This is a genomic window from Hydrogenophaga sp., assembly GCF_030373225.1.
In the GTDB taxonomy this organism is placed as follows: Bacteria; Pseudomonadota; Gammaproteobacteria; order Burkholderiales; family Burkholderiaceae_C; genus Hydrogenophaga.
Window position 1 is genome coordinate 1 of record NZ_JAUCZG010000011.1, and the last position, 21,573, is coordinate 21,573.

At 59.7% G+C, this 21,573-nt stretch carries 15 protein-coding genes; 11 read left to right on the top strand and 4 right to left on the bottom strand.

The annotated features are described in order from the left end of the window. Window positions 1-93: 93 nt before the first annotated feature. Window positions 94-540, top strand: coding sequence for a VOC family protein (locus QUV35_RS08050; protein ID WP_300872485.1), 447 nt, complete (start codon window positions 94-96; stop codon window positions 538-540). Between the two features lie 214 nt (window positions 541-754). Here QUV35_RS08050 and QUV35_RS08055 read toward each other — a convergent pair whose 3' ends face one another. Further along, a complete protein-coding gene (locus tag QUV35_RS08055; RefSeq protein ID WP_300872487.1) occupies window positions 755-1,021 on the bottom strand; it encodes a pyocin activator PrtN family protein in 267 nt (88 codons plus the stop codon). A gap of 690 nt (window positions 1,022-1,711) precedes the next feature. Between QUV35_RS08055 and QUV35_RS08060 the strand changes: the two genes are divergently transcribed. Next, complete coding sequence (locus QUV35_RS08060) at window positions 1,712-2,974, top strand: hypothetical protein (RefSeq protein ID WP_300872490.1); 1,263 nt, start codon at window positions 1,712-1,714, stop codon at window positions 2,972-2,974. Between the two features lie 868 nt (window positions 2,975-3,842). Here the strand turns inward: QUV35_RS08060 and QUV35_RS08065 are convergent. The 3 genes from QUV35_RS08065 to QUV35_RS08075 all read right to left on the bottom strand — a co-directional run bounded on the left by QUV35_RS08065 (window position 3,843) and on the right by QUV35_RS08075 (window position 6,268). Further along, complete coding sequence (locus tag QUV35_RS08065; RefSeq protein ID WP_300872493.1) at window positions 3,843-4,502, bottom strand: hypothetical protein; 660 nt, start codon at window positions 4,500-4,502, stop codon at window positions 3,843-3,845. Between the two features lie 51 nt (window positions 4,503-4,553). After that, on the bottom strand, window positions 4,554-5,579 hold the full coding sequence (locus QUV35_RS08070; protein ID WP_300872496.1) for an AAA family ATPase: 1,026 nt from the start codon (window positions 5,577-5,579) through the stop codon (window positions 4,554-4,556). Window positions 5,580-5,707: 128 nt separating this feature from the next. Continuing rightward, on the bottom strand, window positions 5,708-6,268 hold the full coding sequence (locus tag QUV35_RS08075) for a hypothetical protein (RefSeq protein WP_300872499.1): 561 nt from the start codon (window positions 6,266-6,268) through the stop codon (window positions 5,708-5,710). Window positions 6,269-6,403: 135 nt separating this feature from the next. Here QUV35_RS08075 and QUV35_RS08080 point away from each other — a divergent pair, with 135 nt between their 5' ends. From QUV35_RS08080 to brxL, 9 genes are all read left to right on the top strand, one after another. Beyond that, window positions 6,404-6,703: a helix-turn-helix transcriptional regulator gene (locus QUV35_RS08080; RefSeq protein WP_300872501.1), complete on the top strand. Its 300-nt coding sequence runs from the start codon at window positions 6,404-6,406 to the stop codon at window positions 6,701-6,703. Between the two features lie 15 nt (window positions 6,704-6,718). Continuing rightward, window positions 6,719-7,069 (top strand): BrxA family protein, encoded by a 351-nt coding sequence (locus QUV35_RS08085; protein ID WP_300872504.1) that lies wholly within the window; start codon window positions 6,719-6,721, stop codon window positions 7,067-7,069. 293 nt (window positions 7,070-7,362) lie between these two features. Beyond that, window positions 7,363-8,133, top strand: a complete 771-nt coding sequence (locus QUV35_RS08090; RefSeq protein WP_300872507.1) for a hypothetical protein — start codon at window positions 7,363-7,365, stop codon at window positions 8,131-8,133. 9 nt (window positions 8,134-8,142) lie between these two features. Further along, on the top strand, window positions 8,143-8,697 hold the full coding sequence (locus QUV35_RS08095; protein WP_300872510.1) for a hypothetical protein: 555 nt from the start codon (window positions 8,143-8,145) through the stop codon (window positions 8,695-8,697). Next, window positions 8,694-12,212 carry a BREX system P-loop protein BrxC gene (gene brxC, locus QUV35_RS08100; RefSeq protein ID WP_300872513.1) on the top strand — a complete coding sequence of 1,173 codons (3,519 nt, stop codon included), beginning with the start codon at window positions 8,694-8,696 and terminating at the stop codon, window positions 12,210-12,212. Before QUV35_RS08095 ends, brxC begins: the two co-directional genes overlap by 4 nt. Window positions 12,213-12,309: 97 nt before the next feature. Continuing rightward, window positions 12,310-15,672: a DNA methyltransferase gene (locus tag QUV35_RS08105; protein ID WP_300872516.1), complete on the top strand. Its 3,363-nt coding sequence runs from the start codon at window positions 12,310-12,312 to the stop codon at window positions 15,670-15,672. Beyond that, window positions 15,669-16,994 (top strand): hypothetical protein, encoded by a 1,326-nt coding sequence (locus QUV35_RS08110; protein ID WP_300872518.1) that lies wholly within the window; start codon window positions 15,669-15,671, stop codon window positions 16,992-16,994. Before QUV35_RS08105 ends, QUV35_RS08110 begins: the two co-directional genes overlap by 4 nt. Before the next feature lie 54 nt (window positions 16,995-17,048). Beyond that, a complete protein-coding gene (gene pglZ / locus QUV35_RS08115; protein WP_300872520.1) occupies window positions 17,049-19,385 on the top strand; it encodes a BREX-1 system phosphatase PglZ type B in 2,337 nt (778 codons plus the stop codon). Further along, window positions 19,372-21,417, top strand: coding sequence for a protease Lon-related BREX system protein BrxL (brxL, locus tag QUV35_RS08120; RefSeq protein WP_300872522.1), 2,046 nt, complete (start codon window positions 19,372-19,374; stop codon window positions 21,415-21,417). The genes pglZ and brxL overlap by 14 nt, the downstream gene beginning before the upstream one ends. Window positions 21,418-21,573 lie beyond the last annotated feature (156 nt).

The window sequence follows — 21,573 nt, forward strand, 5'->3', positions numbered from 1 at the left end:
CGAAATTCATGCGCTCAGCAGGCTTCGCTGCGCCGGTTTTGAACACCATCCCTAGCTCTATTCGTCATCCGAGCATTAACAAGAGAAAAACCTATGGTCGTTAGTAAGCTTGCGCATTTCTCAGTTCGAACCACTGACATGGAGTCGTCAAGGCGCTTCTACGTCGACGTAATGGGATTCAAGGAGGGGTTTCGCCCCCCCTTCAACTTTCCGGGACTGTGGCTCTACATTGGCGGAGATGAATCCGACTATGGTGTCGTCCACATCATTGGCGTCGATACCAACGACTCGTCGGGCCTCGCGGAGTATCTGGGTGAACGGGCTGAAGAGGCTCTGAGCGGTAGCGGCGTCCTAGACCATGTGGCCTTCTCAGCCACCGATTTGCAAGAAATGTACCGGCGACTCAAGGCAGCGGGGCTGCCATTTCGCGAGCGGACGGTGCCGAGCCTAGGTCTCCACCAGGTCTTCGTTGAAGATCCCTCAGGGATCACTATTGAGCTGAATTTTCCAGCTGGAGAATCTGCCATCGCCATTGGCTGATGGCTGTTTTTAATAAGGCAGCAGCCCAGACGTCAAAGCAGGCGAAGATTTTCCTGCGCTTCTTGACCTCAACCTTTTTTTGTGACATGTCACTGTTGATGCGTTGGTGTAGTGCATAGATATGACCATTACACAGTCAAACCACCTCTAAAACCAGTTCCAGTCGAAATCACAGGGTGCCAACCGATAGCACCGCCCATGAAGAAGTCAACATTCAGCGACTGCAGAGTTGCAACGCCTCTTTCACGGCAGCAGCGCGTCGGGCATCCAGGTACTGAGCAAGATCATTGACGTGCACACCCTTTGCCGATTTTTGTGACTTCGGCTCGATCCTGACCATGGGTATGTTGATGTCACCCATCGACACTTTTCGAACAAAATTTTCAGTGGTGAGATGGGGGAAATAATCTTTAACAACCGTAGCCACAGGGATGATGGCTTGGGCGTTGTACTGGGCCATAAGCAAAAAGACGGTGTTCATTCTGGACATCGTTCGAGATGACTCACAGAGGATTTCTGTGCGGATCCGGCGTCTTCTTTTCTGGGCTTGTTGGCTCAGCGCGCATTACGACCTAATCATGCACTGAAGGCCTGCGGATTTTTTGCAGGCTAGACCTCCTCGCTACCGCTTGGTGCGGGGGTGCGAGCACCCGTTCGGTCCGCCTAGACCAAACATTTGGAACAATTTGAACAGAGTTGAGTGCTTTTTTCTGCCGATCTCGGTCAGTTTGTTTGATTTAGAAATCTGCATTTTTGGTTTTTGAGCTGCCGCCCGTTTGAAAGACACCGTGTTCCGCTGGATCTTCATCCATGACATCACTTGATTAGGTTGAGATGGTGGTGATCTGAGTCACATCGTAGCGATTTGAGTGGCCAGGTGGCCTGAAATGAAATCGGCCAAAGCGCTGCTTTGACCTTGACAGAAGTCAGCGAATCGGGCGCTAAGTGTGGAATTAGATTATTTGAGTTGCGTGACGATCATCTGAAACCCATTTTGGTCATCGCTTTGCCCGAATTCTCCTAAACCAATTCGCCCAAAACGCGGTTATCAGCAAGACACAGGGCAAAGAAATGGGCACCATGGAAGCATGTGACCAGACTGTGTAAACAGCGGTATGTGAGCGTCAAAGCCCGCCGTGGATGGTTGCTGAAAAACCTATGGAGTTTGGTGATGAGTAGCCCACGTAAAAGTGAAGATCACATACGCCGTCGCGTGCACCGTTTGCGCGCCGTACTGAACTCTTCCGGCTTGAGTCAAAGGCTGGTCGAGAAAAATGTGCGTCTGCTCAAGCGCTGCGCGCTGACCCTGTTGAGAACTGAGGTGGCCGATAAAACCCGACAGGCCTACTGGCGCTGCTACCGACGCCGCTGCAAAGCCGGCATGCTCGACCCTGCCGCCACGCCCAATGGACTCCCGCCTACCCGCCGGGGTTGGTACTACAACCGGGCCTCTCTGCAATTTGGGATTGCCACTGACCTTCTGGCCTGGTTGAACACACCGGCTGAAGTGCAACAAGAGGCCTTCGTTCGCGACTACGAGCCCAAAGCCGAGTGCATTGAATGGTTGCGGCGACTCAACCAGGTCCTTCAGGTCGCCCCACCGGGCATCAAGATCGGTGCCCTCCATTCGACGTTGGCCTCGTCCCAAAGTCAGAGCAAAGCCAAGATCAATGCTAAGCCAATGCCCGCTGTGCAAGTGCCGCGTCCCGCGAAGTTCGCCCAGTCGACCAGCAAACGTGTGGGTCTGGCGAGCTTGAGACGTTCCTGGCGCGCCAGGTTTTGGAAAAACGTCAAGCCTGCCGCTCGCTACCGCACGCACATGGCGGCCCTCGTACTGACCGGCGCGCGCCCTTGCGAGTTCGAAGAAGGCATTCGCGTGCGCTACGAGTCATCACCCGGAGGCGAACGATTGGTTTTCCTGATCCGCGGCCGCAAACTTTCAGACACGACCGGCCTCGCTTGGCGCCGTATCTTTGTCGACGTGCGGGCCGCTTTGAACGACCCCAACCGGGCCGAAGCAGTGGCTCACCTGGTGACACAACTCCGTCATCAACCCCGTCAGCGCCTGGATGTGAAGTGTGGGGCCAAGGCCCTGCATGCTGCTGTGTCTGCGGTGGGCAAGCGTGCGTTTCCCCGTCATGGCTACAAAGTGGCTCCGTATTCGTTTCGACATCAACTCGCGACAGACATCAATGTGGCCGATCTCGACGAGGTCGAGTTCGCCCGGATCCTGTCTCATGCGTCCACCCGAACGGCCGAGCATTACGGTTACGCGGATCGCAGCCGTGGCGTATTGATGCGCCCAAAATCTTTGCCGATTCGGTCCGGCGGTGCCCGCGGACAAGTGCGCATCAAGCACTCGGCCCCGCCGAGCTGGCCATTGGTGCGCTCGCGGTCCACTCCGATCGGACGCTCGCGGCGCAAGAAGCCATAGCGCTAACACCCTGAGTCACGGCTGCATGCACAACATGCGGTCGCGCTCCATCACGGCACCGGTCATTCCGACAACGATGTAAGCGTCACCATTGAACACCCGGTGACGTGCTACTGACGCGTCGACGTCCCCCACCAACCAAAACCCCAGATCGAGCGCGTCGCCTGCCAAGGTGGCGTGCCTTGATTCACGGATTCACGGTTTCGCCGTTCACGATGGCGGATTTCCATTCGCGTTGACGACCTCTTTGCGGCACCGAATTGTCCGGTGTCGATCCCCATCACGAACCCGTGCCCCACCGCGGTGTCGAGCGCGCAGGAGGGAAGCCATTAAGGGCGAACTTATCCCTCCTGCGCGCACATTGTTCCCAGTATCTTGGTGCGTTTACATGCGCTGGGAACAATGTGCCCGCGACTGAAGTCGCGAATATCGACACCGATTCAGAGTACGGGTTCGTGGATCTTCGGCACACAGCGCGCCACCACGCCGCAGTGCGCGCCGCTACGGCTCACAGCGCGCCGCCGTGGCGCAGTGCGCGTCGCTACGGCGCACAGTGTGCCGAAGGAGATGGAGTCGTCGCTTGATAGACCGATCTCGTGGAATTGCTGGGGATGATTGACGCGGCTCAGCCAGGCGTCCGTGCCTGCGCACGGGTGGCGCCGGATTGGGAGGAGGGGTGGAGGGGTGGAGGAGGTTGGTACGCACCGCGAGGGCAAGCCATGTGCTCTTTCGAATGAGCCCCTCGACGTACAGCCCAAGGCGGAGAATTGAAGACACAACGCTTTCAAGACGCCCCTGAGCCAAGGTGTGATCTGCAGCACCTGCTCGCAGATGAGGCTTCATCGGATGTGCTGCGGGGATGACAGGTTTACCAACCCCGCGCCGCATTCAACGCCTGTTTCATCAAGACCAGTTCGTGTCTTTGCTGCTGCAGCGTCTCGGGCTCCACGTAGCGCATGTTCAGATCCAGCGTCTGCAGATGCACCACCTTGATCTTTTCCAAGGGAATGATCAATTGGATGTTGACCGGAAGGGCGTCCCACTCGATCAGGGGCACCTGCGCGTAGTTGGATGCCCCCTCCAGAATGTCTTGCAGGGCATGCTCCAGCTGGGTGTAGACATGACAGCGCTCACACAGCGTCTGCACGCAGTCGCGCCTGTAGCTGGCGCCGTACCGGCGGCCACAACACGCGCAGGTCGATCCACTGGATTGACGCATGCGGTTCAAGATGCCATGCACGACCCGGTCACTGCCGGCGCCGTATGCCTCCATGAGCATCTCGCCCCTGCCAAACGCGATACCTCCGATCTCAATGCCGTCGCGCTTTGTACAGTTCACCGCTTTCAGTCGTGTGACAGTCTGATCAAAGATGCGCAGCCAGCCAGGGCTGACGTAGTCGCGCTGCTCCAAGAGACGGCTGATCTGGTCCGCAAATGTGCGAGGCGTGGGCGCCTCAAATTCTGGCCCAGCCGTGGACTCAAAATCGTCGTTGACGAGCTGGCCGCAGATGATGTTGGCGTGTCCCATAGTGTGTGATCTCCAAATGGTTGGTCAGGTTGTTCGGTGGTGTTTTTTGCATCAGACAAAGCCAATGCGCGTACTTTTTGGATGCTTCTGTACCGAGTCTGGAATGTCGCGGACATCGACTCGATCGCGCTCTTGTGATGCTGCCCGGGCAAAACCCGCGCGCAGCAAGCGCCGAATGTCTCGTGGTGAAAAACCCTCAAGCGCGTCGACTACCTTGGCATCCAGTTCCGGCTGAAACGAAGATCCCCAAGGCTCATCACGCAGAAAGCTCTGATAGATGCTTCGGACGATCCTGCGCAGATCGCTTGCGTGTGGGAGAGGGATGTCGAAGACGGTGAACCGACTCAGCAACGGCCCATCGATAAGGGCTTTGCGGTTAGATGTCGCCACATAGAAAATCCAGGACGCATCGATCGGCAATGCCGACCAGTTGTCCGTGAACTTTGCGGCTGACACAGGTTCAAGCAGGCCCAGCAAATACTGGGACCCACTGTCCGAGCCTTCCGTGGTGATCTTGTCGATTTCATCCAACGCCCAAGTCACCGAGAGGCTGTCGTGCTGCAAGGACTGCCAAATCCGTCCGGGATGACTCGAGCTGTAGCCCGAGTCCAGTCCAAGCAAACTGAGCGAGGATCTGGCTGCAGAGAGGTCGACGCTTTCGAAGCGCACCCCCAGCCGTCTGGCAAGCTGTTGGCAGTAGGCTGTCTTGCCCACCCCGGGCGGTCCGTCGAGCAGGATGGGGGGCAGCTTGATTGACTGTTGTGCCGAGAGGCGGCACAGATGCAGTTGATCCTGAACCCATCGGGTGACCTCCGCAAAGTTCGGAAAATCCAGCACCAGGTCTTCCAGCACCCCGGGGTGGGGTGCCCGGTCAACTTTGCGCAAGGGGCCTTTCAAATGCAGCTTGCCATAGGCCCTGAGCAGCGCTTGCTGGTTGTCGCCAGGCAAGTTTTGAAGCGCAGCAATTTTTTCATCGAGTTCAACAACGTCGAAGAATGGGTGCCGCGTCTCATCTGGACTCGGTTTGTGCTCGGCGGCTGCAAGGCGCTCGAACCGCTGGTGCAGTTCCCGTGTCACGCGCTGAGCTTCTGCGGCACGTCTACAAGCGCGCCGGCCTTTGGGCGGTTGGACCATCGGGTTGTGTGCGAACTGAGGCATGGAGAGTCTCCAATTCTTGGTTTTTGGTGTTGTCGTGGTCGGTGGGTTTACTTGAGGCAGCGCAGTGCGTCAAAGCAGCGCTCTCGGAAATACCAGATTGCAGCTGGAACACCCTTTGGGCCAAAGTGCCGCGTTGGCTGCCCGTCACGGTAATACTCAAAAATCACATCGGCTTCGGCGGCTTTTCTGACCAGGTAAGGCCTCAGCTTGTGCAGCAGCCTGGATGCATGGATGCCGTCGTAGTTGAGTTGGTAGATGGGCCGTGTGTATGACTCTCTGTCAGGCAACTGTGTCAGACAGCAGTTTTCGCCAGCGACGGACCTAAAGCGATCAAGGGTTGCCGCACAGTTTTGAGGCACATGGACTCGTGCTCGGTAGTTGATCCGGTTGCCGCAGTTGCGTTTGATCCGAGCAAGGCTGATGCAACCCTCTCCGTCCAAGAATCCCGCAGCCCAGGCGTAGCCCAGCTGCAGCTCTGCAGCGTTAGTGGTGCTGGGCGTCTCGTTGCCAGAGGCCCGGTCTACCTGGTTGTTTGCCAGCTGCCGCCCGTTCTCGATGAGCGTCGGTACAGATGCTGATGGCTGTTCGCCGTGGGTGTTTGTGTTCATCGATTGCTCCTTGTTTGTCGATGAGTGAAGTCTAATAGCGATAAAAGTCGCTGTGTTGCGATATATCGACGCTAGGCGACTATTGTGGTTATTTAGCAACTTCCATAGCTCAACAGCGATATATATGATCCAACGATGATCAGGTTGAAGCTCAAAGAACTGTTGGCTAGTGCGAGTTTTCGCAAAGGCGAGCGCATACGGCTTGAAGAGGTGGCTACCGCCACAGGAATACACCGCGCCACGCTTTCTGCATTGAGCAGCCCCCGGGGATGCAACACTTCGACAGACAATCTAGATCGTTTGTGTCACTACTTCGGCTGCCAGATTCAGGACCTCGTTGAGTACGTTCCATCTGATCCGCCGGCTCCGCGTACTCGCGCCAAGAAGCCAGTCGACCAGGCCGATGCAGATAGCACGGCTGCTCGTAGTCGGTAGTCGCAACCGAAGGCCATGGCTTTGTACAACGCGGAAATTTCTGCCGGCTCCCTGCTTTCGCTCGAAAGCAAGCGCATCGCATTGCTGCTGCTGTCACAACCAGACAAAAACGCCTGGGGGCACGCCATTGAAGACGAGAACATCCTGCAGAAAAAAACCCGGGCCACTGCCCGGCGCCAAGCCACCTTGATCCGCAAGCGCCTGCTCACGCTCGACGAAGCTGGCTTGGTCATGCTGGCCCAGCGGGAACAGGAGGTCGTCATGCAGTTGCTGCTGGTTGCGGCCATCAAGCACACCGCGTCTTGCTGGCTCTCGGACGTGGTGGCAAAGTCCAGATCGCCCAACACTGCGCGCGCAGCAAAATAGCGGTTCAGCAGCGCGTTGGGAATTTGCCGAAAAAATCTCGGGTTGAGTGATCACGGGCCATGACTACTCCATGCTGGACGGTGAAATCACCATGAGCACCAAGCGGGGGATGGACGCCATCGGACTGATCTGAGCTTTGTTGTACATTGAAACATTCCCATTCAGCCGCAACGCTCATGGCTGCGTGTGGCTCGCCCACCAAGGGTTTGTTGTTCGAAGTCCAAGTGGGCTGTACCGCCCATGCGAGCGGGCGTACACCCTCTAAGAAAGTTTCAGCATTGGACTCGAATCGAGTGGATCAAAAAACCAGACTTGGCTTAGCTGAAGGCGGTGTGCTCAGTTCCCGTTCGGTCATGTTGCCTGAGCTTGCCGCGCTCCTGGCCGTCGCACCGCCAGCCGCTGATACCGCGACACTTCAGCGGTTGGCGATGGAAGAAGATGCATTGCACAAGCCTTCCGCGGCCAACAGAGTCAAGACATTTGCATTCCTCCGTCGCCTGTATGGACTGAGCGTCCAGCTTCCCGCCTACCGGGAGTTCACACGTCTTTGCCATCTGTCCCCGGCGGACACCCAGGTATTGGCAGGAACCTTGGCATTTGCGCGCGAGCCGGTTCTGCGGGCCTGTTGCGACATGGTTTTGGCGGTTCCGATGGGAAACCCTTTGAGGCGTGAAGACTTTGAAGCCTGGGTGCGCGAACACGCGCCCGGGCGCTACTCGCAGGCAATGTATGTCAGCTTCAGCCACAACCTCTACGCCTCATTTTTCCAGCTGGGATTTTTGAGTGAAGCAGCTGGTAAAGCCCGCATCCGCACACGCCGCGATGTACGGCCAGTCTCAGTCGCCTACGCCGCCTTCCTTGATTGGCTCACGGGCCTCAATGGGTTGTCGTTGCTGTCTGGTGCGTTGTCCAGAACCCTCGAGCTGTCAAAGGACGAACACCTCAGCCTGCTCTCCGCAGCAGGTCAGCAAGGCCTCATGCGCGTAGCCCATGCGGGGGGTGTTCTGCAGCTGGACTTTTCTGCCTGGTTGCAACCCGGCGAAATCCGATTAACCGTGCAATAAAGCCATCTGATGAGCTACGCCCAAACCATTCTCGACAAGTTGAAAGCCCATTTGGCTCTGCCGTGGCCAACCAACGTTTCCGGCCAGGAGCGCGTGCTCATGGCGGTTTATCCGCCCAGTGAGGAGCGCCGCATTCGCCGGTTGATCGATAGCGGTGAATTTGCCGCCGAAATTCGCGCCCTCCATCACGGCTGGTCGTCGCTGGATCTTTCTACCGCGTTTTCGCAATGGTTGGCAGCCCATGAAAACGGCGAGCGCCTGTTGCAAAGGCCGTCCCGCTTGTGGGATGACAAAGGCAATGTCAAAGGGCTTGAGGACTACCTGGTCGAACGCATTACCCAAGCGGCCGCCAACGACGACGCCAACACCGTGTTCGCGCTGGTGGGTTGTGGTGGCTTGTTTGGGCTGTTCAGCGTGTCACAGCTCATTGGCAAAGTGTGCGAGAAGGTCCCTGGCCGGATCGTCGCTTTTTTCCCGGGGGAACACGATGCAGAGCACAACAGCTACCGCCTGCTCGGCGCCAAAGACGGCTGGGGTTATCTGGCCACCACCATCACCGCTTGACAGATACAAACACGCACACCAACAGCAAGGCATTTAAAGTGAAAAACAGGGACGTTTTTGAAAAGAACATCGACACCTTCTCCTTGGAAAACCAAGGCGTCGCCAAAGTGGACGAGGCCATGGATGCCCAGCAGCAGCAAACCCTGCGCTTCGAGCTCGAAACCTTTGTTTGTAAAGGCCACTACGAAGAGGGGCTCAAGCGCATCCTCGAAACCTACGTGGACACCCTGGCCCGTGGTTCAGAGTCTCCGGCTGCCTGGGTTTCCGGCTTCTTCGGCAGCGGCAAATCCCACATGGTCAAGATGCTGCGCGCGCTGTGGACCAACACACCGTTTGCAGACCACCGCACCCCGCGCGACATTGCGAAGCTTCCTTCATCAGTAGCCGATGCGCTGAAAGAGCTGGACACCCTGGCGCGGCAAAAGAAGACCCGTCTTCTTGCCGCTTCGGGCACCCTGAGCCAGGGCGACAGCGACAGCATCCGCAAAGCCGTTTTGGCCATCGTTTTCAAGGCCTGTGGCCTGCCCAGCAACTACAGCGAAGCCCGCGCCTTGATGTGGCTGCGCAGTGAAGGCATTGAAGAAGCCGTGCGTCAGGCCCTGAGTCAGCAAGGCAAGGTGCTGGAGCGCACCCTGACCGATTTGACTGTCTCCACGCCTTTACATGAGGCAATCCTCGCTGCAAAGCCCGGTCTTGCCCGCGATAGTTTTGAACTGGGTGATCGCTTGGAGGCCCAGTTCACCGCAAAGGGCGACATCAGCCAAGACGACTTTTTACGCGCATTCAAAGACGCCACCCAGCAAGATGGTGCTGCCCCGATTTTCCTGCTGGTGCTGGACGAACTGCAGCAATATATCGCGGACAGTGCGGACCGTGCCATACGGGTGCAAGAGGTAGTTGAAAGCCTCGCCAAGAGTATGGAAGGCCGTGTTTTGGTGGTTGCCACAGGCCAAGCCGCTTTGGCAGACACGCCAAACCTGTCCCGCCTGATGGGGCGATTCTCCATCCCCATTCTTCTGTCCACCTCCGACGTGGAAGAGGTCTTGCGCGAGACGGTATTGAAAAAGAAGCCCTCTGCAACATCTGCACTGTCGGAATTGTTCAGCCCCAGCGGCTGTTTGGGCGAAGTCTCCTCCCATCTGCGCCAAAGCAGCTACGAGCACCGTCGTGAAGACGAGCCCGTGCTCAGCGCCTCTTACCCCATTCTTCCCACACGCCAGCGCCTGTGGGAGCGCGTGCTGGGCAGCACAGACACCACCGGCACCGGCGTTCAATTGCGATCCCAGCTGCGCCTGGCCTTTGAAGCGGTCAAGAAAACTGCCCAGCGGGACCTGGGTGCCATCGTGGGTGGCGACTTTATTTACGACGAAATTCGCCAGCGCCTGCGCCAATCCAATCAGATCAGCGCCGAGATCGCCGACAGCATCGATGCAATGCAACGCGATGGCCAAGATCTGAAGGCCCGTTCCCTGAAGGCTGTGTTCCTGTTGAGCCGCGTCATCAGCAGCTCTGCCGCTGATACGGGGCTCAAAACAGACGCGCAGACCGTGGCCGACCTGCTGGTCGAAGACCTCAAGGCAGACAACTCCACCCTGCGCGCCAGCGTCAAACTGGCCCTGGAAGAGCTGGTCGATGTGCACCGCAAGCTCATGCGCGTGGCCAGTGCAGCGGGCGGCATTGAAGAGTACCGCCTGCAGACCAAAGAAAGTGCCGAGTGGTTCTCTTACTGCAGCAACGAAGAAATTGGCCAGCGCAGCGACCCCAACAGTTACGAATCCAAACTGCGCGAAGAGCTTTCCGCATGCGCAGCCGATGTGGTTCGAAGAATCTCGGTTCCGCAAGGCGTGAGCAAACAAGTGCGCCGCTTGAGCCTACACACCGACCCCGTCACCTCCCCCAAAGAGCAGGACGGCCTTTGTGTGTGGTTGCGCTCAGACATTGACGGCACCCGCGCCAAGGAAGTGGAGCAAGACGCTGGGCGTGCAGGCCTGGGCTCATCGGTCACTTTCGTCCACGTTGGGTTGACGAGAAAAGACGAACTGGTCAAAGCGCTGATTGCGCGCGAAGCGGCCAAGCGCACCCTGGAGCATTTTGGACAGCCCAAAACCGCTGAGGGCCAGGAAGCCCGTAACGCACTGGCCAAGCAACAGGCGGGCGCTGAAGGCCGCGTAAAAGACCTCCTTGCCGAAGCCATTGCCAACGCCCAGGTGTTCCAAGGCGGTGGCCAAGCGGTGGAAGAGGGCGCCTCGCTGGAAGAGCGGTTGAGGAAATCCGCAGCCGACGGCGCCACCCGCTTGTTCCCCAAATTCGCATCGGCAGACGCCACCGGCTGGCCCCAGGCCTTTGCCGACGCGGCCAAGGGCCTGGTCAATGCCCTGGAGCGCGTGGGCCACATGCAAGCGGCCGAAACGCACCCCGGGGCGCAAGAAATGTTGGCCCACATCGGCGCCAGCTCCCAGCGCGGTGCCAAGCTCAAAGATCGGTTCACCGGCGCACCGTATGGTTGGAGCAACGAGGCCGTTCTCGCCTTGTTGGCCGTGCTGTTTGCTGCTGGGCAACTTAAGATCTCGGCCGCCAGCGGACAACCCCTGGCTCCGGCCAAGTTTTTGGAGCGGGACGCCAACCAATACGCCTTCGAGCGGGAAAACACACCTTTGTCGGTCGATGAAAAGCGCGCCATTGCCCGCCTGACCCGATGCAAGCCCGACGAGGCTGAAATCGAAGCGCCCAAGTATGTGGCGGCTTTGACGCAAGCCTATGCACAGATCTGCGGTGCCGCCCCGCGCCCCGCGGCGGCGTTGCCCGATCTGCTGGACACGCTGGACAAGCTGGGTGGCAAAGATCTGGTCAAACACATTGCCCAGCACGAGAAAGCCGTCAAACAGCTCGGCGACGACATCACCGCACAGGCCGCCATGGTGCAGTTGCGCGAACCGAGCTGGGACAACCTGTCAAAACTCGCAGCCTACCTGGGCCCAGAGGCCGGGGGCGAAGCGCAAGCCGCTGCTATCCGCGCCGAACGCCAGTCCATTGCGGACGGCAGGCTGTTGCTGGCCCAGCCAGACCCTGTGCCGCCGCTCATCAGCCAAGCATCAGACTTGTTGCGCAACGCCCTCCACCAGTCTTACGCGGCCTACGCCCAGCAGTTTGCGCAAAGCGTGCAGTCCCTTCAGTCCCAGGCCGATTGGGCACGGCTCCAGCCCGCCGAACAAGCCGCCATCCTCTCGCATCATGGGCTTGATGTCCCTGAGGCCGCACCCAGCGTGGGCACCCTGCAGGAGCTGTTGCAAGCGCTGGCGCATTGCACCCCCCAGCGCTGGGCAGAGCGCATGCATGCCGTGGCAGGCAAAGTGCAGCAAGCCGCCAGCGCCTGCGCCAAAAAGCTGGAGCCCACCGTGCAACCCTACGCCGCCCCCGCCCGCATGGTGCGCAGCGAGCCCGAGCTGGAGGCCTGGCTCGATGAAGTGCGCCAGGCCGTCAAAGCCAAGCTTCAGTCCGGGCCGGTGCAGTTGTAGCCAGCGTTCTCAATAAAGCCAGCGCAGGCAGCTATCAATAACATTTCGGTTGATGGCCGCGCCACCACAGCCGCACCACCCACCACGGATCCCACCCATGAAAACCGCGCTCCCCCGCGAACACCGCCGCATCCTGGAGACCACCGTCGCCCAGGCCCGCACCCAGGCGGAAGACGGTGCTGCCAAAGCCCTTAAAGCCCTAGCCATAGGTGCCAAAGAGCCGCAAACCCACGCCACCGCCGAACAAAAAAAGCTGCGCGTGCAACTTCGCGGCCATGGCCGTGCATTGGGCGATGTGGCCGCTGCAGACGGCACCCAGGCCACCGCCCATCTGGTCACCGAGATTGCCTACGAGCACTGGCACCGCATGTTGTTTGCCCGCTTTCTGGCCGAGAGCAACCTGCTGATGCACCCCGACGGCTACCCCGTGAGCCTGGCCGACTGCAAAGAAGACGCCGCGACCATCAAGCCACCGGCCCGCAGCGAGTGGGAGGTGGCAGGGCGCTACGCCAGCGCCATGCTGCCTAACGTTTTCCGGGTAGATAGCCCCGTGCTGGCTCTGGAGTTGCCGCTGGAAACCGAGCAGGCGCTTGAAGCACTGCTGGCCAAATTGCCCGAAACGGTATTCAAGGCCGACGATAGCCTGGGCTGGAGCTACCAGTTCTGGCAAGCCCAAAAGAAAGAAGACGTCCAGCGGCAAATGAAGCAGGCCGGCACCAAGGTGGGGGCGGACGAGCTGCCCGCTGTCACCCAGCTGTTTACCGAGCAATACATGGTGGCCTTTCAGCTGGAAAACGCCCTGGGTGCCTGGATGCACAGCCGCCACCCCCGCATGGCGGTGCCGGTGGACATGCCGTACTTTCGCAAAATGCCCGATGGCTCTCCCGCCGCAGGCACCTTCCCCGCCTGGCCCGACAGCCTGGCCACCTTCACGTTGTTGGACCCCTGCTTGGGTTCCGGCCATTTTTTGGTGTCCGCCTTTCACTACTTGGTGCCCCTGCGCTGCGCTACTGAAAAGTTAAGCGTGCGCGAGGTGGTAGACCGTGTATTGGCGGACAACCTGTATGGCCTGGAGCTGGATGCCCGCTGCGTGGAGATTGCCGCTTTCGCCCTGGCTTTGGCCGCCTGGCGCTACCCGGACGAGAAAGGCAACGCCTTGGGCTACCGAGCGTTGCCTCGCCTGAACATTGCTTGTGTGGGTGTGGCGCCGCGCAGCAGAAAAGTGGATTGGCTCAAGTTGGCCGAGGGCGACGCTCGGCTGGAAACCGGCATGGCTGCTCTGTACGACCTGTTTCAAAAGGCGCCCGAATTGGGCAGCCTGATCGACCCCAAGGCCGCTACCCAGGGCGACCTTATTAGTGCTCACTGGGACGAGCTGGCCGCTAAGTTGGATTTGGCGCTGGCCGCCAAAGAAGGTGTTGCTGACGATGCGCAAGACACGGAGGCCACATCTGCCGCTCTGGAGGCCCGCGTCACCGCCCGTGGCATGGTGCATGCCTCGCGCATCCTCACCCGGCGCTACCACCTGGTGATGACCAATCCACCGTACCTGGGCGCAGGGCAGCATGGGCAGACACTAAAAGACTTTTGTGAGGAACATTACAAGACTGCCAAAGCTGACCTTGCCAATGTGTTTTTGGAGCGCTGCTTGAAGCTGTGTGTGCCAGGCGGCGTGGTGTCGTTTGTGATGCCGCAAAACTGGCTGTTTTTGAAGAGTTACCAGAAACAGCGCGAGCATTTGCTGCGGTACGCGACTTGGAATTTGTTGGCGCGGCTGGGTGAGCATGGCTTTGAGAGTTCCGACGCAGCCGGTGCGTTCATCATCTTGCTGACTATGACTCACGCCAAACCGGCTGCAGACCAGCCCTTACGCGGACTCGAAGCCAGTGCTCTGAAGTCGCCGGGGGAGAAAGCGGTGGTATTGACGGGCGGGGATGTGGTGGAGGTGAGTCAGGCGGGGCAGTTGGGGAATCCGGATGGAACAATTTCTCTCGAAGATCTTCGTCAGGATATTCCTCGCCTCGGACAATATGCCGAAGTTATTCAAGGTGTAGGCACGACCGACACCCCGCGCTTTGTTGTCAGATTTTGGGAGGTGGCAGCACCCGAGGACACTTGGGATTACTACCACTTAGCGCCAACCGGCAACGGCATTTCCGGCATGACATCTTTTCTTAAGTGGGAAAGAGGACTAGGAGCGCTCGCGCAGATTGGTACCGCACATAAGGGGAAAAAGGCTCTCGGCCAAAACGGTGTCGCTATCGCCGTTACAAGAACCCCATACATCTGTGCTTTTACCGGGACTAGATTCGATTGCACAAACGCAGTCTTGATTGCAAAACAGGAACCACAGCTCACAGCAATCGTTTCTTACATGGAATCAGATTCCTTCGAGAAGGAATTAAGGCAAGTTGACCAAGCACTGAGCATCACCGAGTCTTCATTTACCAAAGTTCCCTTCGACCTGGCCCACTGGCAGCAAGTCGCCGCGGACCGCTACCCCAACGGTCTACCCAAACCCTATTCCGACGACCCCACCCAATGGATCTTCCACGGCCACCCCCAGCCTGCTACCGACCCGCTGCAAGTGGCAGTCGCCCGCCTGCTGGGCTACCGCTGGCCTGCAGAGTCTGATGCTGCGATGGAACTCTCGGATGACGCCCGCGCCCTGAGCGCCCGTTGCAGAGACCTGGACAGCCTGGTGGATGACGACGGCATCCTTTGCCTACCCGCAGTGCGTGGCGAGGCGGCGGCGGTGGACCGGCTACGTGCAATGCTGGTCAAAGCGTTCGGCGAAGACTGGACGGCAGCCAGTGAGGCCAAGCTCTTAAAAGACGCCGGTTGCGATGGCCTGCCGCTCTCGCAATGGCTGCGCGACAAGTTTTTTGAGCAGCATGTGGCCCGCTTCCAAAAGCGCCCCTTCATTTGGCATGTGTGGGACGGCCACAAAGACGGCTTCTCTGCGCTATTGAACTACCACACACTCACCCGCGCCAAGCTGCAAACACTGATCCACACCTACCTCGGCGACTGGATCACCCAGCAGCGCCGCACCGTGGATGCCGGTGGCGCCCAGGCGGGCGAGGCCACGCTTAAGCTGGCCAAGGCCGAAGCGCTGAAAGTGCAGCTAGAGGCAATAGCCCAAGGCGAAAAGCCCTTTGACATTTTTGTGCGCTGGAAGCCGTTGAGCCAACAACCCATTGGCTGGGAGCCCGACCTGAACGACGGTGTGCGTATGAACATTCGCCCTTTCGTTCAAGCGGGAGTTCTGCGGATTAACGAGTCAAAGTTGGGCGTTCACTGGCGCGCCGACCGCGGAAAGGACGTGGCTAGTGCGCCCTGGTTCAAGCTGGGGCCAGCTTATGGCGAGCCAGAGGGCACCCGCATCAATGACCACCATTTGAGCTTGGCGGAGAAGCAGGCGGCGCGGGAGAAGGCTGCGGCTGGGCGCACCAAATGAAAACATTTTGTGCGGTAGACGATGCTGCGTTGATCCAGCTGCTGGGTCAGGCGAGGCGCCGCATCGTTTTTATTGCGCCGGGGCTCAATCTGCCGGTGGCGCACGCCCTGGGCCAGCGGTTTGACGAGATCGATGATTTGGATGTGACGGTGGTGCTGGACCCCGACGAAGACGTCTGCCGCATTGGTTATGGCGAGGTGGCTGCTCTGCAGCACTTGCATGCCCTGGCGCAAAGGCAAGGGTTTTGGCTGAAATCGCAGCCTGGCTTGCGGGTGGGGGTGCTGCTGGCCGATGAACAGACGCTGGTGTGGTCGCCCACGGCGCGCTCTGTAGAAGAGCAACCCAGCTCCAGCCCCACTGCCGGTGCCGACCTGCTGGAGGAGCCCGCACCACTGGCACCCAACGGTTTGATGCTTGGCGCCGACCCGGGCGAGCAATTGGCCCACGCGGTGGCCGCAGAAGGCACCGACTCCGGGCCTGACCAGGCCGAGATTGGGCGCAGCGCCATCACGCCCGAGCAGGTGAAGGCCACCGTGCAAGCCCATCAGGACAACCCGCCCATTCCTGTGGACCTGGCCCAAGTGACCCGGGTGTTCAGCAGCAAACTGCAGTTTGTGGAGCTGAAGGTGACGCGGGCCAAGTTGTCGAAGTCCCAGCTGAAGGTGCCCAACCATTTGCTCAACGTGGATGTGAGTGGCGACCTGAAGGGCCTGATCGAATCCAAGCTGCATGCCTTTGCCGATTTGCGCGACGAACCGGTGGAGGTGCCTGCGTTTGTCAATGGCAATGCGGCGTGCGACGCGCACAACGAGCCGTTGATGGAGCATGTGAGTGAGTCCAGCCTTGAGCGCAAGCGCCACGATCTGGAAAAGCACTTCGTCTACGACATTGCCAAATTTGGCCGGCTGATAGAGAAGGCGCGAAAAACGGAATTTGCCCATCAGCTTGAAGCGTACAAAACGCAGCTGCTGTCGCATTCGGAGGCCGTGAGAAAGCTGCTGAACGACAAGGCCGAGCAGATCTTGGACGAGGCCGTGGACCTGATCATGGCCAGAAGCACCATGGCACAGGCCAAGCCTGGTGAGAAGCCGCAGACGCTCAATGCCCAGGCGATCCGGGAAGAACTCAGCAAGGGTCTAGAGCGTGCCAAGGGCGAAGCGCCCACGCTGGCATTGGTTTACAAAGACGTGACCTACGAGCAAACCCAAAGCGCCGACTTCCGCGCCAAGGTCAGCAAGGCTTTGCCCGCACCCGTGCGCAAGCGGCTGGGCGATTGGACAGAAAAGTTCAGCGCGGCCCGTGAGCGCCCCGGAGCCCCATGAACAGACCGATTGCCCAGGTGAAAGACGCCGTGAAAAACGCGGTGAATGCGATACATGAAAAACCCCAAACAATCCGTCATTGATACGCTGTTACACAAGCTGCGCGAACAGGCGCAGCGCTTCAACCCGGGTTTGGAGACCGCCCCGGTGGCGGTGCTGTGGGCCGATGACCGCAGTGACTGGGCTGGGGTGCTGCCCCAGCTGAAGTCGGCAATGCCCGAGCTGTTCTCGCTGGGCGACTACAAGCCCCTGGAGCGCACCGGCCCCGGAGCCTGGCTGCGCATGGTGGCCGACGGGCAGGCAGGCGGCTTGCCACCGAGCACCGTGCCAGTTTTGTACCTGCCCGGCGTGGCCAACAGCAGCTTGCGCACCGACTTGCGTGCGGTGAAGGACGACCCGCAACTGGCTCCGATAGCCGAGCTGCAGTACCGCGGTGTTTTCTGGCGACAGGACAACACCAAAGACTGGACCTTGCGAGCCTTCTTTGAGAGCAAGCGCAATGGCCTGGGGCTGGTGACCAAGGGCGACCAGCAGACGCTGGCGGCGCTCAAGCAGGCGCTGCCCAAGCTGTTGAGCCGCTCGTTGGCGACCCTGGAAGGGCGCACCATCGACCTGGCGTTTTTGGACGAAGTGCTCAACCCCAACCCGGCGGACGACGTGCTGCGCTGGCTCGCTGAGCCAGAGCAGTTGCGCCTGGACAAGGGTGATGCCTGGCCCAGCTTCGTGGCCTCGACCCGCCAGCGCTATGGCCTGGACCTGGCCAAGAGCCCGCTGGACGCGGCTGCCGTGGTGCTGGAGGCGCGCGAGTCGGACGCGGCCTATCTGCTGTGGCAGAAATTTGTACTGCGGCCCGATGCGCAGACGGACCTTTACGACGTCTTCAAGGCGGTTCCAAAGCCGGCGCTGTGGTCAGAAGCCGATCGCTACCCGCGCGCCAATGAGTCGGAAGAAGCCGAGTTGTCCAAGGCATTTGAGACGCTGGCGCTGCTGGATACTGCGTCTGCAGCCGCTGAGCTGATCGCGCTTGAAGCTCAGCATGGCAAACGCCGCGCCACCGTGTGGGCAAGCCTGGGCAAGGCGCCCTTGGCGCAGGCGCTGCTGCCATTGGTCACCATCGCGCGTGCCGCCCTGCAGCCTGCAGTGGGTGGCAGCGTGGCGCACCAGGCGGCCACCTGGGCACAAGAGGGCTGGGCCGTGGACGCAGCCGCCCTGCAGGCCCTGGCTATTGCACAGGAAGCCGATTGCCTGGCACAGGTGGGGCCAGCATTGGCAGCGGTGTACCGGCCCTGGCTGCAGCGTTCGGCTGAGTCGTTTCAGCAACGGGTGGCGGCTGAGGGCTACCCGGCCAAATCCACCGATGCCGTGCCCGATGGCACGGTGGTGGTGTTCGTGGATGGTTTGCGGCTGGACCTGGCGCGCCAGTTGGAGGCAACGCTGCAAGGCGTTGGCCTGGCGGTCGATTTGCAGCACCGCTTCACCAGCGTGCCGTCGGTGACCAGCTCGGGCAAGGTGTGGTGTTCTCCAGGCTATGCGTCGGCGCAGCAGACGAATACGGCCACGGGGTTTGAGCCAGTATTGCGGCTCGCCGGTGCTGATGGCGACTACACCGCAGAGCGGTTGCGGCGGACCATCCAAGCCGAAGGTTTCACGCTGGTGGACCCTGAATCACCCGGCATTGCCGGTGGCCGTGGTTGGGCAGAGTTTTTGGACGACATTGACTCGGATGGCCACAACAAAGGCCTGCGCCTGGCACAAGAGGCGCCCCGCCATGTGGCCAAACTGGCCAAGACGGTGGAGCGCCTGCTCAATGCAGGCTGGCAACGGGTGCGTGTGGTGACCGACCACGGCTGGCTGCTCTTGCCGGGGGGGCTGCCCAAGGTGGAGCTGCACGCCAAGCTGGCGGAAACCAAGTGGGCACGCTGTGCCGTGGTGAAAGAGGCCGCAGTGGGTGTGGAGGCCATGACGCTGCCCTGGAGCTATGGGCCGCAGGTACGCATTGCCTTGGCGCCCGGCATTGGAGCTTTCAGGGCCGGGCAGGTGTACGACCATGGTGGGTTGACTCTGCAAGAGTGTGTGGTGCCGCTAGTGGATATCGTGGCCAACCCCCCGGCGCAAGGGCGCCCCGCGATCGTTGCCGTGGCATGGAACAGCCGCAAGACCATCTGCAAGGTGGATGCCGCGTTTGCGCAAGGGGCCACCTTGACGCTAGAGAGATTGGGCAGCAGTGTCGGCGAGCCTGGTGTCGTTGGCCCGGAGGGCAAGGCACAGGTGGTTTTCGATGAGGTGGATGACTTGCTGGGTGAGGCGGTCAACCTGGTACTGCGGCGTGATGGCCAGAGGGTGGCAGAAGAACAGCTCAAATTTGGTGAGGTATGGCATGCAGCTCGATGATTTGGATCGCAAGGCGGCGCAGGCGTTTGAAGGCTTTTTGGTACGCAAAGACCTGGTGCGGCAGTTCGCTCGCCAGTTCCCGGTGCCAACCTATGTGGTGGAGTTCCTGCTGGGAAGGTATTGCGCCACCACCGATGAGGCCGAGATTGCCGAGGGCTTGAGCATCGTCCAGCGGCAGTTGTCCGAGCGCACCGTGCGCGCTGGCAATGAAGAGCTGATCAAGTCCACCGCACGAGAGAAGGGGCAGGTCAAGATCATTGACATTGTTTCCGCGCGGCTGGACTCCAAGACGGACTCTTATGTGGCGGAGTTGCCCAGCCTGAAGCTCAAGGACGTGCGCATTGATGCTGACAAGGTACGCGAACATCAGCGCATGCTGACCGGGGGCTTTTACGCCGAAGTCACGCTGGGCTATGACCCGACGATTGCGCTGGAGAAAAGCGGGCGTCCTTTTGCCGTGGAAGGCTTGCGCGCCATTCAGCTGTCTAAAAACGATGTGTTGGAGACCTTGGCGGGTGCGCGCGAAAAGTTCAGCTCGGCCGAATGGAAAGACCTGTTGTTGAGATCGGTGGGCCTGGAGCCTGCCGAGCTGACAGAGCGGGCCAAAGACGCGATGCTCCTGCGCATGGTTCCGTTTGTGGAACGCAACTACAACATGGTGGAAATCGGGCCGCGTGGCACCGGCAAATCGCACCTGTTCCAGCAGGTGTCGCCCTACGCCCATTTGGTGTCCGGCGGCAAGGCGAGTGTGGCCCGCATGTTCGTGAACAACGCCAATGGCCAGCGGGGCCTGGTTTGCCAATACGACGTGGTGTGTTTTGACGAGGTGTCAGGCGTGTCCTTTGACCAGAAGGACGGCGTGAACATCATGAAGGGTTACATGGAGAGCGGCGAGTTCTCGCGCGGCAAAGAGAGCATTCGCGCCGATGGGTCGATCGTGATGGTGGGCAACTTCGATGTAGACATTGAAACCCAGCAGCGCGTTGGCCATCTGTTCAGCCCGCTACCGCCAGAAATGCGCGACGACACGGCCTTCATGGACCGTATTCACTGCTACCTGCCTGGCTGGGACGTTCCCAAGCTCAAGCCCACGTTGTTCACCGACCACTTTGGTTTGGTGAGCGATTTTCTATCGGAGTGTTTCACCAACCTGCGCAATCAGAGCAGAGTGGCAGCGTTGCAGGGCAGGGTGTTCTTTGGCGGAGCGCTGTCAGGGCGTGACATCAACGGCGTGAACAAGACCACCAGTGGCCTGCTCAAACTGATTTCACCCAGCGCCGACGCGACGCCAAGTGACGAAGACTTGGAGTGGGCGGTTCGGCTGGCGCTGGAGGTGCGCAGGCGCGTGAAGGAGCAGCAAAAGCGCATTGGAGCGGCTGAGTTTCGCAACACCCACTTCAGCTACACATTGGGCAGTGAAGGAATCGAAAAATTCATCACCACGCCAGAGCTGCAAAGCCAAAACGGCATTGGAGACGAACCCCTTGAAGCGGGTCAGATCTGGACGCTTAGCCCAGGGGGGCCTGAGGAACATCCTGGTCTGTTCCGGCTGGAGGTGACCGAAGGGCCGGGCAGTGGTGTTCGGGTGTTGAACAAACCGGTGCCCCAGGCATTCCAGGAGTCGATCCGATGCGCAGAGCAAAATCTGTATGCCCGAGCCATGACCCTGGTGGGCGACCGCGATCCGCGTGCCCATGAGTTTTCTGTGCAGTTGCGTGGATTCGATGCGGCCAAGTCCGGTGCGAAAACCGGTGTCGCTTCGCTCATTGCCTTGTGTGGCGCATTGCTGCGAAAGTCCGTGCGTGGCGGCCTCATCGTGACCGGTGAAGTGACTGTTGGAGGCACCATTGAGCCAATCCACAACGCCGTAAGCTTGGCGGAAATGGCGATAGAAAAGGGCGCTAAATCGCTGTTGCTCCCAGTGGCCTGTCGCAAACAGTTGTTTGATTTGTCAGACGATATGGCGACCAAGCTGGACATTGAGTTCTACCAAGACGCACGAGACGCCTTGATGAAGGCCCTGGTGGATTAAGTTGAGGGAAGGGGTCGCGCTATCAATGCTTCTGAATCCGTGACCCCTCCCGTTTCTATGGCGAATCCTGCCTTGAGCTAAAAACCCCAGAAAAAAGAAAGCCCGGCGCGAGGACCGGGCAAATGGAAAAAGCGCTGTCACACGACTTTTCACTGA